This window comes from Yoonia sp. MH D7 (genome assembly GCF_054439475.1).
In genome coordinates this window covers 1,292,117-1,309,650 of record NZ_JBTJCF010000001.1, presented here as the reverse complement: position 1 = coordinate 1,309,650, position 17,534 = coordinate 1,292,117, and the positions used below count along the sequence as shown (strand labels likewise).

Here is a 17,534-nt window from a genome sequence, read left to right as displayed (position 1 = left end):
GGTAGCATCGTGCATGCCGCGTATGGCAATGGATAACTATATCGGTCATATTCCTTGGTGAGACGGATTGCATCGGACCTCAATCTGGGGCCCATCAGCAAGTGGGAGATTTGAGCATGGCCAAAGCCTTTGTGAGCTATCATCACAACAACGATCAATCCTACCGGGAACACCTGACGTATTTGGCGAATAATTATCATGCATTCGAGGACCGGTCCGTCGAGGTTGGTGACATCGACGACAACCTTTCAAGCCAGGTTATCCGCCGGATCATACGCGACGATTATCTTCGCGACACACAGGTTACGATTCTGCTTTGCGGCGCAGAAACGCGCTTTCGAAAGCACATCGATTGGGAAATTAAGTCTTCGATGATCGACGGCGCGATCAATACGAGGTCCGGCATATTGGTGATCGAACTACCGTCAATCTCCAGCGGCCACTGGTACGCAGGATTGCCCGGCGAGAAGGAAGCGATCTACCCTGACTACGAAAGCGGCTGGACGACAATTGAAACTAAAGCAGTACTAGAAGATCGCCATCCGGATCTCCCGGAACGGATTATCGACAACTTGATGAAACCGGGCGTGGCCATGTCTGTCGTGCCATGGTCCCGGATCGAGAATCAGCCGGAAAATCTCAAGTTTCTGGTAGATGCCACGGCCAAAGTGGGGCACACCAACGATTATGATTTGTCGCTGCCAATGCGTCGAAAGAACTACAATCCGAATCTTGCGCAAAGTTTCATAAATCGTTTCCAGTAAGGTATCTCTGTTTTGGCCAATTTCTTCACGCGTTCCCAAGTTCGTGGCTTCACGCAGAATTTGTCCCTGCAGGAGCAGACCAATATCAGAAAGCGGGCTGAAGAACGGTCCTCGAGTGGTACAACCTTTCTATCTCATTCCAGCAAAGATCAGGATATCTTGCCCAGCGTCATTCGAATTATTGAGAACCATGGCGCAACGGTTTACATCGATAAAAAAGACCCAAGCCTGCCACCATACACGAGTAAAGATACGGCAACTACGCTAAAAAATCGAATTGGACAGTCAAAAAAATTTGTGCTGCTAGCCACAGAAAACAGCAAGGATAGCCGGTGGGTGCCTTGGGAGTTGGGGGTCGCAGATGGGTACAAATCCTTTGACAACATTGCCATTTTCCCTGTGTTGGAAGATACCATGAGCGACAGCTGGACCAACTGGGAGTATCTAGGGCTCTATGACCGTGTGGTATGGCGAAAATTCAAAGGGAACGAAAAGGACGAATGGATGGTGTGGGATCGACGCGAAAACACAGCACTCGCCCTTGCCAAATGGCTTGCACGGTAAAGCTGCCGAAAAACTTCTTGACGCCAGTGTGGTAGTGATTTCCACGACGTGAAGGCTCTTGGTGCCCAAACTTCGAAAATAGAATTCAATCCTTCTAATAAAATTTCTGAAATGATTTGAACACATGGAAGACAATGAAGACATAGAACCAAAGCCGGACGCCAAAGCGGCTCACGAATTTCTCGCTGAATTACGTACGCGAATCTCTATCCAACCTCTACATTATCAGGACGGGGACGAAACGCGTGCGCTCGAGAGTCTCGTGCAAGTCTTCGGATTTGCTCGCGCGGCCATCAAATTAAACCCCGGATGCGAAAATTTCGCTCGCCAGACTTCAGACATGCTCAATACAGTTTTGAGGCCGGTGACGGCCAAGTGGCATCCTCGATCTATCGCCGGAGAGCTCAAAACCCGCGACGGAGCCTCTGAATTCCGCAGCGATCTTGCAGCATTGCGACTTGGGCTGCGTGAATTTGCCGACACGCTCCACAGGATGGCTTATGGTAGTGACTTCACCGATCTGGAAATGCCACCCGTCATTTCCTCGGAAATGCTCGACGATCTCTTCGCCGATCTTGCTTACGGCATTCCGGCGGCGCACCTCTTTGACGATCCCGTTCATCATGAGATCAACAAAAGTGAAGCCTCGGAAATCGCGGCGCGCAGGGGAACGGGCGAAGAGAAAATCTCCAATGCCGTCGGGCTTTCGCTATCCGGCGGCGGGATCCGGTCGGCAAGTTTCTGTCTCGGCGTATGCCAATCGCTCGCCGATCATGGTATGATGGATGATGTGGACGTTATGTCCACGGTTTCGGGCGGCGGCTACACTGGGGCATTCATCTCGCGCCAGATGGCCGCGAACACTGCAAACCCGGCTGCTCCACTTAAGCAGCGCAATGGCCCTGATACAGATGCAATCCGCAAATTGCGTACCAAGGTCAAGTATCTATCTCCGTCGGGCTTTGCCGAAAAATGGTCGATGGTTTGCAGTCTAGCTGCTGGGATGGTGGTTAACTGGGTCGGACTTGCAGCGATCCTGAGCTTCGTCGTCCTGATAGTAATGTTGGCAAGGTCGATCTGGGGCGATGCGCAGCAGATTCTGCGGACGCTTGCATTAATTGCTTTCTTTGTAGGCTTGCTGGTTTTTGCCCTTGGTCACGGCCTGAATCGAAGCAGGGCGATCCGTCGGTTTTCCGTCTTGGCGGGTGTCGCGACGGCCCTGTTCTCGGTCAGCCTGATCCCACCTCTCTATGGGCTATACAAAGGTCTAATTAACACAGAGCCTGCGGTCGGTGCGGTCGCATTGGCGGTGTCCGTCAGCCTGCCGACCGTTGCGCGGATCGCGAGACCGACCATCCGCAGAGCCGCCGAACTGATGCTGATGCGTGCCGCGCTTGTCGTGGCCAGTATCGCTGTCCCGATCATCTGTCTGGTTTTTTCCTTTGCGCTCTGGGATCTCGCGACGCACCTGCCGTACTGGGGCGGTATTCTTTGCCTTGTCGCCGCGACTGTGTGCCTCGGTTTGATCGCCGCGTTCGCCCTCGATGTGAACCAGACTGGCCCAGGGCGTCTCTACCGCAACCGCCTGGCGCGCAGTTTCGTTGCCACCACGTTAGACGGCGATACTTTCCTTCCCTTAAAAGAGCTGAACACCGCCAAGACCAACGCGGAAGATTGCTCGTCGGGGATGGCCCCTTATCACCTCATAAACGCAACGGTGAACTTGCCAACGAGCAAGTCCCCAGTATTGCGCGAACGCAAGGGTGATTTCTTCGTCATGTCGAAGTTCTGGACTGGATCGCCGTCAACTAAATATTACCAAACCATGGAATGGAAAACCAGCGACGGAGATCTCGACCTGGCCACCGCCATCGCGACGTCAGGCGCCGCCGTTTCGCCGCACATGTCTCTGATGTCGTTTCCATCGTTTGCCGGTCTGATGGCGTTTCTCAACTTGCGCCTCGGTTTGTGGGTTCGAAAGCCGGGCGGTGGAGATGCAAGCCTGCGGGCCGGCTTTCCAAAACTCTTTCGGGAAATGTTTTCGGTTGATATGGATGAAACAGCTGATTGGTTATTGCTGTCGGACGGCGCGCATGTGGATAATTCAGGCATTTACGAGCTTCTGCGAAGGCGCTGCAAATTCATTATTGCCTGCGATGCGAGTGCCGATAATGACGATAGTTTCGCCACACTGATGACTGTTGTGCGCCACGCCCAGATCGACTTTGGCATCCAGATGATGCCTGGGCTTGAGGAATTGCGGGCCGATTTTGAAACTGGGCACACAGCGGCACACGCCCTGATGTGCCGGATCAAATATCCAGGCGAGTCAGACGGCCTACTCTTGGTCCTTAAATCTTCGGTGACAGGCAACGAGTCTGAATTTATCCGGACATACCGCGCTGCGAACCCCGACTTTCCTAACCAGTCGACATTGGATCAGAATTTCAACGAGGCTCAGTTCGAGGCCTATCGTCAGCTTGGCTCCCACGCAGTGGACGGGCTTTTCGAACCCTCGATAATTGGCTCGGAAAGTAAACCGGCTACAGTCTCGGCCTGGTTCAGAACATTGGCGATGAACTTGCTACCGCGTTAGGCTCAAGGCAAGAAATTGCACGTAAAGGCGAAACACCCAAATTGTTATAGACGGTGCCCAACCATCACCTTCATATGCCGGCACAAATAGATCAACCAAAAAAGGCAGCAGTTACACATGAGAACCATGATCATTGGAGGGCTACCGGCTCAAACTAACCCACAAAGTTTAGCGGATAATTCAAAATTTTTGGATGGCATGTCTCAGCTTGCACAGTGCCTTACGGAAAATGGAAATGAACTTATAGTTTGTAGCCCATTCGAAGGCTCCGCCGACTATGCTGCACTTCAAGGAATTGCCGAATCCCAGCACGCTGCAAAAGTAGAATTCCACTTCCCCGATATTGAACATATACGGCAAAAGGTCGACGATTGGGTTGAACGTCTACCAAACTCTTCCGTAGATAAATTTCCACATCACCCCCCAGAAACCGATGAACCAGAGGCGCTTCAGCACGCTTGGTTATTGTCACAACTTAGCGCTCTTGACCGCTGCTCTGCGCTTATAGCTATAGGTGGAAGAATTGGAGGCTCTGCCGAGCTTCTATTGAAGCTGGCGCATAGTCGGGGACGGCTCATTATTCCATTGACCGCATTGAAGGGAGCCTCTGCTCGGTTTTTGGATTCTCACAGGTACGAGTACGACGATATCTTGAGAAATGATGCCCAAATACTTCATCAGGCTGGAAAATATCAGGAAATTCCATCACTCCTTTCGAAAGCGGCATCAGAGAAAATCCTTCGGCCAGAGGGAAATGCGAGGGTCTTCGTAAGCTATGCGCGAGAACAGTCTGAAGAAGCCGACTTTGTTGAAATGACATTCAGGCGACGTGGCTATGACGTTTTGCGTGATGAAGCATCTTTCGTAACAGGCCACGCCATACCTGACGAAATCCGTGAAAACATATTCAGCTCAGAGATATTTGTGGCTCTTTGGAGCGCCAACTACGCATGCAGCCCATGGTGCTTTGATGAGATCGAGATTGCCTTAGATAGATTGGAAAAAAAGCAGATTTCGCTCTGGATTCTTCAGTTGGATGACACTCGCATCGTTCCGCCTCGTGCGCGGGATAAGCTATCCCATCCCGCGTTCAACCGAGAACAGCTTAAAAGTATTCTAACGTCACTTTTAAGCAAAAGCACTGAAAGCAACGTATGAAAAATACGGCATGCCAAGGCGCACGCTGCGAAGGCGGCGAACGGCCGCTCTGGTGAAGCTGCACTGCAGCGCCCAACTACAAGGCAGAAGTCAGCTTCTCTAATTGGGCGTTTGGGTCAAGCTCATTTTCCTTCTTTCTTTCTTCCGGGTCTTTGTCACTCATCCGGGTCACGCTTCTCTTCGCAGTCTGGTTGATGCCGTGATGGCACCGCTGCACGCATATGTCGGATCGGACGTGGAGAGCCTTGCTTTGGGACGCGCTTCACGTTGCGCAGCAGACATTTTCGGCTTCTTCCACGAACCTCGTCCGGTGAGGGACGACCCCGTTAGGATTGGTGTTTGGGCTTTAGGTCATGCCTTGCCCCCCACTTGGTCCTGACGGAATTCTGTGCCATCTATCCACATCCGGTGGAGCAAGACGGCGAGTTTACGTGCGACAGCTACAACGGCGCGACGACGACCCTTGGTGCGCATTAGCCGCATACCCCAAGATTTGATCTGCGATCCGGCCATCGTCCGCATCAGCAAAGCGTTTGCAGCTGCATACAAAGTTGCGCGAACGTCTCTGTCCCCCGCTTTCGATATACGACCAGGATTGTCGTGCTCACCTGACTGATATCGTCGCGGTGTTAGCCCAAAATGCGCGCCTACAGTTCGTGACCGTTTGAAGCGCGTAGGATCGTCCACAGCGGCTTTGAAGGTCAATGATGCAATCGGTCCAACACCCGGAACGGTCATCATTCGCATACAAACCTCATCCTGGCTGGCGGCGCGTTTGACACGCCGATCCAGTTCCAGAAAGTGCTGATACAACACAACACGTGCATCTAATAGTGGCACCAAGGCATGGGCCAGAACGTCATCCATCTCGATCATCGGTCGGACAACACCATCGAAACTGCCGTGCTGCACAGTCTTGGGCAGACGAATGCCAAATATCTTTAATAAACCGCGCACTTCATTGGCTAGATCCATTGTCTTCTTTAGCAATGCCTTGCGCGTGCTAAGCAAGGCACGGACGCCATGGGCCTCTCGGCTCTTCATATGTACCGGGCTGAACCAGCCCGTGCGTAGCACTTGAGCTATCCCGCGAGCATCATTCTTGTCAGTTTTATTCCGCATTGCTGATAGCGCCGCATTGACCTGTCGCGCCTCCATGCAAACCACATCGAAGCCTTCTGCTGTCAAACCGAAGTACAGGTGCTGGCTCATCGTGCCCGCTTCAAAGCCCACCCGTTCAATCGGATGTGCGAACTCAGCAAGGTACTTAGTGATATCGCTGATCTCGCAGGGCAGCTCTCGTTCAAGAAGCACTTTTCCTCTGCCATCAACAATGCAAAGCGCACAGGATCGAAGCGATACGTCTATTCCGGCAAAATATTCCATCTTCTTTCTCCCTTGTTCACAGTCATCCTGTGATCTTATCGGGAGCTCGACCTCAGAACAGAGGGTAGCCCAATTACGCATGCTTTGGGCCGTGAGCGTCGATCGACATGGGCGGAGAGCTACCATTCGCTGCAGGTGCGAATTTTGATCGATTGAGTGTAAATGCGGACCTACTACACACAGCAAGCCGACTTTCGTTGCGGGTATCAACTTAAATAGTTGCATGATCGAAAACGGACCTTAAGGCGGTTTTTCGGCTATGTCTTCTACACATTGAGAAGACGATCAAAGTCGGTCCGGGGTGGGGTCGTCATGATTTTGCCTTGAGTATCGCAGAAATCAGCAGCCCATAAGTCGCAGCGATAAGGGCGGGGGCGCGATCATCCGCGCCCCCGCCCTAACGTCCTATTAGTTTTCTGCCAATTAACTAGAAGCGGTATTCAAGGCCAAACTCCCCACCCACTGTGCGGCGTGCGCTGTTTGAATCGATTCCGGCTAGATAGATGCCTGACGACAAGATAATACCAGATTCATCCGTATAGCGCGCGCCAAGATCAACGCGTGCGCCCCAGTTTTCGCCTGCTTCAATATAGGTGCCTGCCAATCCAGTCGCCTTTTTGCTTGTCCAACTGCCAGACAGGCCGCCAGTAACAACCAGATCACCGGTTTCAATCGCAATTGGCGTCTCAAAGTCAATGCCAAAGGCAATCTCGGTTAAGGCAATTGATTGCGTTGCAACAGTATCACCCAGCCCGTCAACATAGGCTTCAAGGGCATCTTTCACGTGGCTGATGCTAAGGTTCGGGAATATCGTGAAGTTATCAAGCGCATAGGCCCCCTCGACGCCGACACGCGCCAACCAACGTTCGGTTGTAAAGCTGTCAGTATAGGTACCAAGCGGCGTAATTTCGTTTTCACTCACACCGTACAAAAGCCGTGCCTCAAGAAAGAGCGGCTGATCGCCGATTTGGCTAACCATATAAGGACCGACCATGCCGCCAACACCCGAGGTTTCGACGCCGCTTGTTGATGTTTGCTCGGCTTTGTCGATTTGTACCATGCCGCCGATAATCAAGTGATCCGTCTGGTAAGCATGGGCCCCCATCGTCAGCAGCGCATAGCCTAATTCATGGGTTGCTGTTTCGGTCTGTGAAGCTTGCACATTGCCCCACACCAACCCTTCGGTGCCGCTTGCAAACGTCAGATTTTGCGTCACTCCGTTTATTGCAACATCAAGGGTGCCCGCAGATGCGCGCCCGCTCAGGAATCGCGTCAACCCTGGTTGCGCCTGGACAAGCGCATGTGCACGGTTTTCCATGAAATAGGTGATCTCTTCACCAGCACTTGTCGCGGATTCGATCGTAGACGTTGCATTGGCACCAACCGATGGGTTGCCTGAGCTGTCCTGCCCCGCACCAGCAACAATTGTAACAGTCACCGCGCCGACATTGCTGGGCGTCAATGTGGCCGTATAAACGCTGGACGAGCTGGTTTGGAAAATCGACAGCGCGCCGCCGACGACAGCCACATCAGAAGCGTCAAAGCCTGTCGTGGCTTCGCTAAATGTAAAGGTGACGCTAAAGATATCGCCTAGCAAATAGCTGGACGGTACACCGCTGATCGTCAAGCTAGGGACGGCGCGGTCAACGGTCACGGCGCTGGCGTCTGTTGTTGCAGACACTGTTGAACCGACGTTTCCGGCTGCGTCTTGATAATTCGAAATCGCAAACACGACATTGCCCTCGGTCGATGTTGGGCCAACAACAGTGCTGGCCGACCAGTTGGTCCCGCTTCCGGTCGCCGTCACAGATTGACCCAAAAGCGATACAGTTGGTGCCGCAGCAAGCGCTTCGTCAAAAACCATTGTAAGGGTGACTGTGTCGCCTGCCGTTGCAAAGCTTGCGTTCGCATTGTTCGAGGCAAGGGAAACAGTTGTCGCCACTGGCGGTGTGGAATCTAGCACAGCCGCCTGAACGTCGCTAAATACAATACTAGTGCCACCAGAGGTACAGCATGAATCCGTGATAAAAACCAAAATTGAGTTGCTCGCATTTGGGATGCTGACGTTGTCGAAACTCGCTGAGTAATACGCGGTCGCACCTGGCCCCCGCGTTTCCGGCCCGCCGTTTTCTGTGGTTGGCGTTAAGCGGACGCCATTGACTTCAATTGCGAACGCATCACCTGGCGCGCCTTGATCAACAAGCGAGATATCGAATGTTTTTCCCGTATTCCCCTCAATTTGATATGATGTTGCTGCTTGTACGTTCAGTCCGGTGCCAGGTGGCGCATTCCAGTTAAGATCGTATGTCCCGCCGCTGACTGGGTCGATGGTTGTTTGCGCAAAGCCCGCTTGAGCTGTTGCGAATAGCGCCATAAATGACAGCACCATCACCGCCATGATCGCATTGAGTTTTTGGATTATCATATTGCTCATGACCCTCTAGAAAATTGTTAAACGCGCAAATCAGAAAACACAGAGACAATAGCTTTTCGCGACTTACCCAAGTGGATAATTCGGCGCTAAATAAGGCTTTTTTTTGTCAAACTGCGGGCTTTTTTATGCTATCTCATCAGATTTATCGGCTGCAGTTCTCGATAAAGCAACAACTGCATAAGGCTCTAGAATCATTGAGTTAAAACCAAATCAAGATGGTTACTGTAAAAGCGATTGCAGACAGGAACACCTTGAGGCACCGGTCGTATCGGGTGTTGATCTGTCGTCAGTCTTTTAGGCGGCCAAACATGACCTCAATCCAGTTCCGTCGTTTATAGCATCGCTTGTCATATTCGATGGGCTTATCGCGCGACCTTCGTCCATGTAAAGCAGGGCGCTAAGGTCCGCTTCGGGGATGCTGCATCGCAGAACCTAGGCCATTTGCGATCGGCTGCTTTGGGCCGGAAGCAGTAACGTCCGCGAGGGCGAACATCGCCGGTGCGCAAAGTTTGAGCCTGTCGGCGTTGATACGATTGTGCACAATACGTTAGTGAAACGGTAATTGTGTATTACGCGAGCAGGACGCCAATCCATCTGATCAAGTCCAAAGGATTTGGTTCTGGGGATTGTCTGGGGGTCACATTCAAAAACCGCCCCAGGCGTTCCCGATTCTTCCCAGATTGGGGTACAAATCAATCCCGGAAAATCCACACTAATGCGTCTTTTTTAGGCTTATTTATATGGGATTTAAGGTGGTGATGAACTGGAGCGGGTAACGAGAATCGAACTCGTAACTGAAGCTTGGGAAGCTTTCGTGATACCTTTTCACCATACCCGCGTTACGTGGCTGGAATAGCCAAGCCGCAAGGGGGCGTCAATGCCCTCTTGCGGGTTTTGGGTTACTTGCGCCGCCTGCGACCGCCGCCAGTGTTGTGGTTGACGTCGGGCAGGGTGACGATGGAATTGAGGATCGGGAAGGGTTCGACGGCGTTGGGGATGTTGGAGGCGTTGACAAAGTGTTCCTGAAAGCGCGGCTCGATTGCGGTTTCGATTTTGTGGATGTTGTGGACGGTGGCCTCAATATCTTTGCGCGCTTGGCGGTTGAGGAGCGCGATACGCGCGCCTGTGCCAGCGGCGTTGCCTGCGGAGGTCACCTTGTCGAGAGGTGCGTCGGGGATCATGCCGAGGATCATTGCGTGTTTTGGGCTGATATGCGCCCCGAATGCGCCTGCGAGGACAATACGGTCGACTTTATCCACGCCGAATTTGTCCATCAGCAGCCGTGCGCCAGAGTAGAGTGCCGCCTTAGCCATTTGGATCTCGCGGATGTCGCGGTTGGTGACTGTGATGATCGGCCCGCCTGTGGCTGACCCGTCGTGGACCATGTAGGAGTTTGTGCGGCCGTCTAGGAAGCAGGCGCTGGAGCCTGTTTGTTCCGCAGATCCGATCAGGCCGGGGCCGTCGACGATACCCGCGAGGCGCATTTCCGCGACCATTTCGATGATGCCAGAGCCACAGATGCCGGTGATGCCGGTTTGCGCGGTGACTTCGGCGAAACCTTCGTCAGTTGACCACAGATCGGAGCCGATCACTTTGAAGCGGGGGAGTTTGGTGATGGGATCAATCTCGACGCGTTCAATTGCACCGGGGGCTGCGCGTTGGCCAGACGAGATTTGTGCGCCCTCAAATGCGGGGCCTGTTGGCGACGAGCATGCCAGAACTTTGTCTTTGTTGCCTAGCAGGATTTCCGCGTTGGTGCCGACGTCGACGAGCAGCACAAGGTCTTCGGATTTATCGGGGGCCTCGGACAAGGCCACGGCAGCGGCGTCTGCGCCAACGTGGCCCGCGATGCACGGCAAGATGTAGACCCGTGCGGAGGGGTGCAGGTTGAGGTCAAGCTCGATGGCTCGAAGCGAGAGGGATTCCGAGGTGGCGAGCGCAAAGGGGGCTTGGCCGAGTTCAAACGGGTCGATGCCGAGGAACAGGTGGTGCATGACCGGATTGCATACAAAGACGACGTCGACGATCAGGTTACGGTCGATTTCGGCCTCTGCGGCGATTTGCGTGAATAGGGCATTCATGCCTTCGCGTACGGCCTTTGTCATTTCGTCTGCGCCGCCCGCGTTCATCATGCCGTAGGAGACTCGGCTCATCAGGTCTTCGCCAAAGCGGATTTGCGGGTTCATAATACCCGATGAGGCGACAACTTCGCCGGTGTGCAGATCGCAGAGGTGCCCTGCGATAGTGGTGGAGCCAAGGTCCACGGCGAGGCCGTAAATTGCGCCCTCGTAGTAGCCCGGCCAGACTTGCATGATACGCGGGGAAAACGTGTCATCGCCGAGGTGGACGGCGCAGGTGACTTTCCATTCGCCTTTACGAAGGGCGGGTTGCAGGGTTTTGAGGACACCGAGATCGGCCTCTAGCGCGGGCAGGTCCCAGTCGGTGCGCAGGGCTTTCACGAGGCGTTCAAGGTCGCCGGAAGGGGTGTGCATATCGGGTTCTTCGACTTCGACGTAATAGAGCCTTGTGGAGGGGTCCATGACGATATCGCGGGCTTCGGCGCGCTTGCGCACGACTTGACGGTGGACCTGGCTGGTTTCTGGCACGTCGACGACCACATCTTTTTGAACTGTGGCCTGGCAGCCTAAACGCCGCCCTTTGGGCAGGCCGCGGATGGTATCGTAGCGTTCCTCAACGGAGTTCCATTCGGAAAGAGCGTCGGGCTGGACTGTGACCTTGTGCTTGGAGAATTCGCCGTAAGAGGGGGTGACTTGGCATTTTGAGCAGATGCCGCGCCCGCCGCAGACGCTATCAAGGTCCACACCAAGTTGACGTGCCGCCGTGAGGATCGGCGTGCCAACGGGAAAGTTTCCGCGTTTTCCTGATGGTGTGAAAATCACGAGTGGATCGTTGCTCATGTCGCGGCCCTTTGCTTGTTTGGGGGGACACTATCGTATTGCTGCGCGGGGGAAAGGTCGAACCCGCCTTGTCGTCGTCAATCTGCGGCATTTGGTGTTTTAGGGTTTAAGTTTCGGGAGAACCGTGGCAAAGGGCATATGCAACGCTAATAACATCCCAGGAGACAGGTTGATGGAGATTCGTGAGGCATTTACCTTTGATGACGTATTGTTGGTTCCGGCTGCATCCAGTGTGATGCCGTCTGCCGCTGATACGCGCACATACGTGACGCAAAAGATTGCAATGAACATTCCGCTGTTATCAAGTGCAATGGATACGGTGACTGAGGGCAAGATGGCGATTGCCATGGCCCAAGCAGGCGGTATCGGTGTGGTGCATAAGAACCTTGATATTGAGGCGCAAGCGCTTGAAATCAGACAAGTAAAGCGGTTTGTATCCGGCACGGTTTATAACCCGATTACACTGACGCCTGACCAAACCTTGGCAGATGCCAAGACGTTGATGGAACGGTATCGGGTTACGGGTTTTCCGGTTGTGGGTGCCGACGGGCGTATCGTTGGGATTGTGACCAATCGTGATATGCGGTTTGCCACGGATGATAAAACCCCCGTGCGATTGATGATGTCGTCCGAAAATCTAGCGATGTTGCGTGAGCCTGCGGATCTGGATGAGGCGCGGTCTTTGATGCAGGCCCGACGGATCGAAAAGCTGTTGATTACCGATAAGGCGGGCAAGTTGACCGGACTTTTGACGTTGAAAGACAGCGAGCAGGCGGTGTTGAACCCGATGGCTTGCAAGGATGATTTAGGTCGTTTGCGGGTCGCTGCGGCGTCGGGCGTCGGCGATGCTGGATTTGAGCGCTCGGTGGCGTTGATTGAAGCGGGTGTTGATTTGATAGTGATCGATACTGCGCATGGTCATTCTGAAGGGGTGTCGGTGGCTGTCGAGCGGGTTAAAGCGGCGTATGATGTGCAGGTTGTTGCAGGTAATATCGCAACGTCGGAGGCTGCCCGTGCATTGATTGGTGCAGGTGCGGACGCGGTCAAGGTGGGTATTGGACCCGGCTCGATTTGCACGACGCGTATGGTGGCTGGCGTGGGTGTGCCGCAATTGACTGCGATTATTGATTGCGCTGAAGGGGCAGGTGATGTTCCGGTGATTGCTGACGGTGGTATCAAGTTTTCCGGTGATTTTGCCAAGGCAATTGCGGCCGGTGCATCTTGCGCGATGGTTGGCTCGATGATTGCGGGCACGGATGAAAGCCCGGGTGAAATGATTTTGTATCAGGGCCGTTCGTTCAAATCCTATCGCGGAATGGGGAGTTTGGGCGCAATGGCGCGGGGCTCTGCAGACCGGTATTTCCAGAAGGATGCGGCGAGTGACAAGTTGGTGCCTGAGGGTATTGAGGGTCAAGTGGCCTATAAAGGGTCCGTGGGTGCTGTTGTGCATCAGATGGTGGGCGGATTGCGCGCGGCAATGGGCTATACTGGTAACGCGACAGTGGCCGAGATGCGCAAAAATTGTAAGTTTGTGCGGATCACCGGTGCAGGTCTGAAAGAGAGCCATGTGCATGATGTGCAGATTACGCGTGAAAGCCCAAATTACCGTGTTGGGTAGTGTTTCTAGTGGCTTGTGAGGTGACGTTATGACGCCTTCTGCGCGTGCGGCGGCTGCTATTGATGTATTGGACGCGATACTGGCCGGTGAACCAGCCGAGAAATGTTTGAGCCGTTGGGGACGTGGTAATCGTTATGCGGGGGCCAAGGATCGGGCGGCTGTGCGTGATCATGTTTTTGATGTACTCCGCCAGAAACGATCGCTTGCTGCGGTTGGCGGGGGTATGACAGGGCGGGCGTTGGTTCTCGGACTGTTTCGAAATCAGGACATTGATATCAGTTCTATTTTTGGCTGTGGGCTGTATGCTCCAAATGCACTGACAGACGCCGAGATCGCGGGTGGTAATCCGCCTGAAACTGAAGCTGAACGCTATGATTTTCCCGATTGGTTGTGGGCTATCTGGCAGCAAAATTTGGGAGTGCAAGCGGTTGCAGCGGCACAGGTCTTGCAAAAACGCGGTCCGGTGACTTTGAGAGTCAATTTGCGGCGTGGCACTTTGGTTCAAGCGCAAGCTTTGTTATCAGAGGACGGTATCACAACGATGCCAGTTGGTAATGTAAACTGCGCCTTGCAAGTCATTGAAAATGAAAGACGTGTTCATATTTCAAAGGCGTATACGAAGGGTTTTGTAGAGCTGCAAGATCTGGCATCACAAGAGGCAATGGCAGCGATCAATCTACACAAGGGAGCGCGTGTTCTGGATTATTGCGCAGGTGGTGGGGGTAAGTCGCTTGCGATTGCCGATATGTATGATTGCAAGGTGTTTGCGCATGATATTTCAGCTGCACGGACCGCAGATATTGGTCCACGAGCGGCGCGTGCAGGGGTGGATATTACGTTACTTCAGACTGCTGACCTTCCGAAGGAAATGCCATTTAATGTGTTGATTGTTGACGCACCTTGTAGCGGCAGTGGTACGTGGCGGCGCGCACCGGAAGCTAAATGGGCTTTGAGTGAAAGTAAGCTGAATTATTACAGTATGTTACAAGGCGATATTATTGCAGATGCTTCGCGTTATGTCGATCATCGTGGCTGCTTGGTATACGCGACATGTTCCGTGTTTGAGGCTGAAAACGGCGATGTGATTAAAAACTTTTTGCGGAACAATCAGGGCTGGTCAGAAGTGGCCGCGCGGCAACGGATTCCTGACGATAGCGGTGATGGTTTCTATTATGCGATTTTAAAACGAGATTAACACAGCCTGTGATTGAAATGCCGCGTGTTTAATTTCGCTTTTTTGACAGTATTAAGTCTAAATTAATTTCCTTACAGTTTAGTGGGAGCTAAGTGACTGGGGGGATTATTTTGACGGCGATTGATCAAGCTATCGCGGGAACGCTTGCGAAGCCTAGGGAGTACCGGAGTGCTATATGGTTAGCGTTCGCAGTTTTGGTGTGCATTGGTGGCGCAGTTGTGATGCCTCAGCCTGTTGTACAGGTAAGCCTTTTTGCTGCTGCGCTTGTTTTTTCGGTCGGTAGCATATTTCTCGTGGCGCAGCAGTTTCGCGGTGCCCCGCCCATTGAGACCGTAAATTCTATTGTAGCAAATGTCGTTGCCCACGATCCTGATATTGCATTCCTCACGAATAGTGAGGGCGAGGTTATTTTATGCAATGAAGCTGCAAAAATTAGGTTTGAGCCGACTGCCCAACAGTCACTTGGTGTGATTTTGACGGCAATTGTCGCTAACCCGGACGTCGTTCTTTACCGGCTCTTGACCCGCGCTGATGCAATGGGATGTGGTAAAGAAGAGATTGTGACGCGGTCAGGGCAGTATGGTTTGTCGGTCGCAAAGCTTGACCAGGACGCATATTTATGGCGTCTTGAAAACGGGCTACAAAATGATCAACCTAAAGGGCGCGCGAGTGATGCCCTTAGTATTCCGATGCTAACGCTAGGGAAGCGCGGCACGGTCCTATTCGTCAATGACGCATGCCGAAAATTCCTAGGGTATCGCCCAAAGTCGATGGATGAGGTGTTGGGTGATCTTGTTCCGCGAACCGGTTTGAATTGCCAACTCGATAGCGTAAATGGCTCTGTTGCTGTCACATTGGCAATGGTTGAAAGTAAAGCTGGTCGGAATGAAATCTACATCATTCCAAGCGATGCAAAAGAAGATGTGCAAAAGGGGGTGCGTGAGCTAACGACTGAATGGGACGCCATTGAGGATTTGCCTGTTCCTCTTTTGAAAATTTCTGCCGATGGTGAGCTTGTAGCATCAAACCGTGAGGCGCGGGGGCTTTTAGGCGTTCCATCGACGCACGGAAAGCGTGTTGCGGATGTTCTTGACGGGCTAGGGCGACCGTTTGGGGATTGGTTGCGCGAAGCGATCGAAGGACGCGGCGGCGATGTCTCACAGTTTTTAAGGGGGCGAGGTGAAAACCGAGATGTGTTCATGCAAGTTACCTTAAATACGGCAGGGGGAGCGATAGATCCGCATCTTATTGCAGTGTTGAATGACGTGACTGAATTGAAAACGCTGGAAGCGCAGTTTGTCCAAAGCCAGAAAATGCAAGCAATTGGACAACTTGCGGGGGGGGGGTGCGCATGATTTTAACAATCTTTTAACTGCTACTTCAGGTCATTGTGACTTATTGCTTTTACGCCACGATCAAGGCGATCAGAATTATGGCGATTTGATCCAAATTCATCAGAATGCAAATCGCGCGGCCAGTCTCGTCGGGCAACTATTGGCGTTTTCACGTAAGCAAAATTTGCAGCCCGAAGTCATCGATATTCGGGATACGTTGTCGGATTTGACCCATCTATTGAACAGATTGGTTGGAGAAAAAGTGATTCTGTCGCTGTCGCACGATCAGGAACTGGCTGCGATCAGGGCTGACAAGCGCCAACTCGAACAGGTCCTCATGAACCTGGTTGTGAATGCGCGCGATGCGATGCCGCAGGGCGGTGAGATCCGTGTTGAGACGCAAAATTTGACATTGAATGAACCTGTGCTGCGTGATCAGGCGTTGGTGCCGCCAGGTAACTATGTAGTTGTTAAGGTGATTGATGAAGGCCACGGAATTCCTGCGGACAAACTTCCCAAAATCTTTGAACCGTTTTTTACGACAAAGCGCTTAGGTGAAGGGACGGGGTTGGGGTTGTCTACTGCTTACGGTATCGTAAAACAGACGGGCGGGTTTATATTTGTAGACACCGAAGTTGATCGAGGCATAGAGTTTTCACTTTTGTTCCCTGTTTATGAAATGTCGGTCGCCGATTTGACGCCAGAACTTGCATCGGTCGTGAAGCCACTCTCTGTATCGGATGAAGGGGTCGTCTTATTAGTTGAAGACGAAGCACCCGTTCGCGCATTTGCTTCCCGGGCATTACGTTTGCGCGGTTATACTGTTTTGGAAGCGGATTCCGCCGAAGCCGCTCTGACGATGTTGGCTGATCTTGACCTAAGCGTTGATGTATTTGTAACCGACGTAATTATGCCCGGAATGAATGGGCCGACGTGGGTGCGTGAAGCACTTGAGCGTCGCCCCGACACACGCGTTGTTTTTGTATCCGGTTATGCAGAAGACGCTTTTGGTGATGACGGTCCACGGATTCAGAATTCGGTATTCTTGCCAAAACCGTTTTCACTAAACGAACTGACGACAACCGTGCAATCACAACTCGTCGCGATGCGGGCGCAATCCTAGGAGGAGCATATTGGCGAACAGGCGCTTCGTACGGGTTTTTTCGTGAGTACGGCGTGGCTATATTCTTAATCTGATTGTTTTGTCGTGGTTTCCAACTAACTTTAATTGCCACGAATTTACGGACCTAGATAGAGCACCTGTCAATGCTATTTTTAGGTGGGATTTATTATGGTCAAAACTTGTCAAAATTTCAGAGAAATTAATTGTTGATAAGTATTTCTACCACCACCAGTGCTTCAAGGATTGCATAGGCAGACATATTGCGGGGTTGTGGTTTAAATCGGATGTTTTGAACTAGTGAACCGCCACTTGTTTGCCGAGGTCCTACAGATTCATTTTATGCGACCCTATTAAGTACATCGCGCTTTGCGTAGTATTTCTCTTGAACCTCAGCTGGCGGGATGTTTCCTATGTGTCCGAGCAACCGTTGTTTGTAGAGCTAAT

Annotated in this window: 9 protein-coding genes, 1 tRNA gene and 2 pseudogenes; 7 read left to right on the top strand and 5 right to left on the bottom strand. The window is 52.5% G+C overall.

Going from position 1 to position 17,534, the window contains the following annotated elements; translation table 11 throughout:
* Positions 1-116 precede the first annotated feature (116 nt).
* The 4 genes from ACXLHR_RS06415 (at position 117) to ACXLHR_RS06400 (ending at position 5,082) form a co-directional block, all read left to right on the top strand.
* On the top strand, positions 117-764 hold the full coding sequence (locus ACXLHR_RS06415; protein WP_458790678.1) for a TIR domain-containing protein: 648 nt from the start codon (positions 117-119) through the stop codon (positions 762-764).
* 12 nt (positions 765-776) lie between these two features.
* Positions 777-1,328, top strand: coding sequence for a toll/interleukin-1 receptor domain-containing protein (locus ACXLHR_RS06410; RefSeq protein WP_458790677.1), 552 nt, complete (start codon positions 777-779; stop codon positions 1,326-1,328).
* 124 nt (positions 1,329-1,452) lie between these two features.
* A complete protein-coding gene (locus tag ACXLHR_RS06405) occupies positions 1,453-3,924 on the top strand; it encodes a patatin-like phospholipase family protein (RefSeq protein ID WP_458790676.1) in 2,472 nt (823 codons plus the stop codon).
* Positions 3,925-4,041: 117 nt separating this feature from the next.
* Positions 4,042-5,082 carry a toll/interleukin-1 receptor domain-containing protein gene (locus ACXLHR_RS06400; RefSeq protein ID WP_458790675.1) on the top strand — a complete coding sequence of 347 codons (1,041 nt, stop codon included), beginning with the start codon at positions 4,042-4,044 and terminating at the stop codon, positions 5,080-5,082.
* 351 nt (positions 5,083-5,433) lie between these two features.
* On the opposite strand, the gene ACXLHR_RS06395 is transcribed toward ACXLHR_RS06400, so the two are convergent.
* The 5 genes and pseudogenes from ACXLHR_RS06395 to ACXLHR_RS06375 all read right to left on the bottom strand — a co-directional run bounded on the left by ACXLHR_RS06395 (position 5,434) and on the right by ACXLHR_RS06375 (position 11,820).
* Positions 5,434-6,468 carry an IS110 family RNA-guided transposase gene (locus ACXLHR_RS06395; protein WP_458790674.1) on the bottom strand — a complete coding sequence of 345 codons (1,035 nt, stop codon included), beginning with the start codon at positions 6,466-6,468 and terminating at the stop codon, positions 5,434-5,436.
* A gap of 427 nt (positions 6,469-6,895) precedes the next feature.
* Positions 6,896-8,902 (bottom strand): Ig-like domain-containing protein, encoded by a 2,007-nt coding sequence (locus ACXLHR_RS06390; protein ID WP_458790673.1) that lies wholly within the window; start codon positions 8,900-8,902, stop codon positions 6,896-6,898.
* Positions 8,903-9,101: 199 nt separating this feature from the next.
* Positions 9,102-9,299 (bottom strand): annotated as a pseudogene (locus ACXLHR_RS06385) (transposase); the annotation flags it as partial.
* A gap of 367 nt (positions 9,300-9,666) precedes the next feature.
* Positions 9,667-9,740 (bottom strand) — tRNA-Gly (locus tag ACXLHR_RS06380).
* A 61-nt stretch (positions 9,741-9,801) separates the two neighbouring features.
* Positions 9,802-11,820 (bottom strand): ASKHA domain-containing protein, encoded by a 2,019-nt coding sequence (locus tag ACXLHR_RS06375; RefSeq protein ID WP_458790672.1) that lies wholly within the window; start codon positions 11,818-11,820, stop codon positions 9,802-9,804.
* A gap of 172 nt (positions 11,821-11,992) precedes the next feature.
* On the opposite strand from ACXLHR_RS06375, the gene guaB reads away from it, so the two are divergent.
* The 3 genes and pseudogenes from guaB to ACXLHR_RS06360 all read left to right on the top strand — a co-directional run bounded on the left by guaB (position 11,993) and on the right by ACXLHR_RS06360 (position 17,090).
* On the top strand, positions 11,993-13,438 hold the full coding sequence (gene guaB, locus ACXLHR_RS06370) for an IMP dehydrogenase (protein WP_458790671.1): 1,446 nt from the start codon (positions 11,993-11,995) through the stop codon (positions 13,436-13,438).
* 160 nt (positions 13,439-13,598) lie between these two features.
* Positions 13,599-14,633, top strand: coding sequence for an RsmB/NOP family class I SAM-dependent RNA methyltransferase (locus tag ACXLHR_RS06365; protein ID WP_458790670.1), 1,035 nt, complete (start codon positions 13,599-13,601; stop codon positions 14,631-14,633).
* A gap of 221 nt (positions 14,634-14,854) precedes the next feature.
* Positions 14,855-17,090: pseudogene (locus tag ACXLHR_RS06360) on the top strand (ATP-binding protein).
* Positions 17,091-17,534 lie beyond the last annotated feature (444 nt).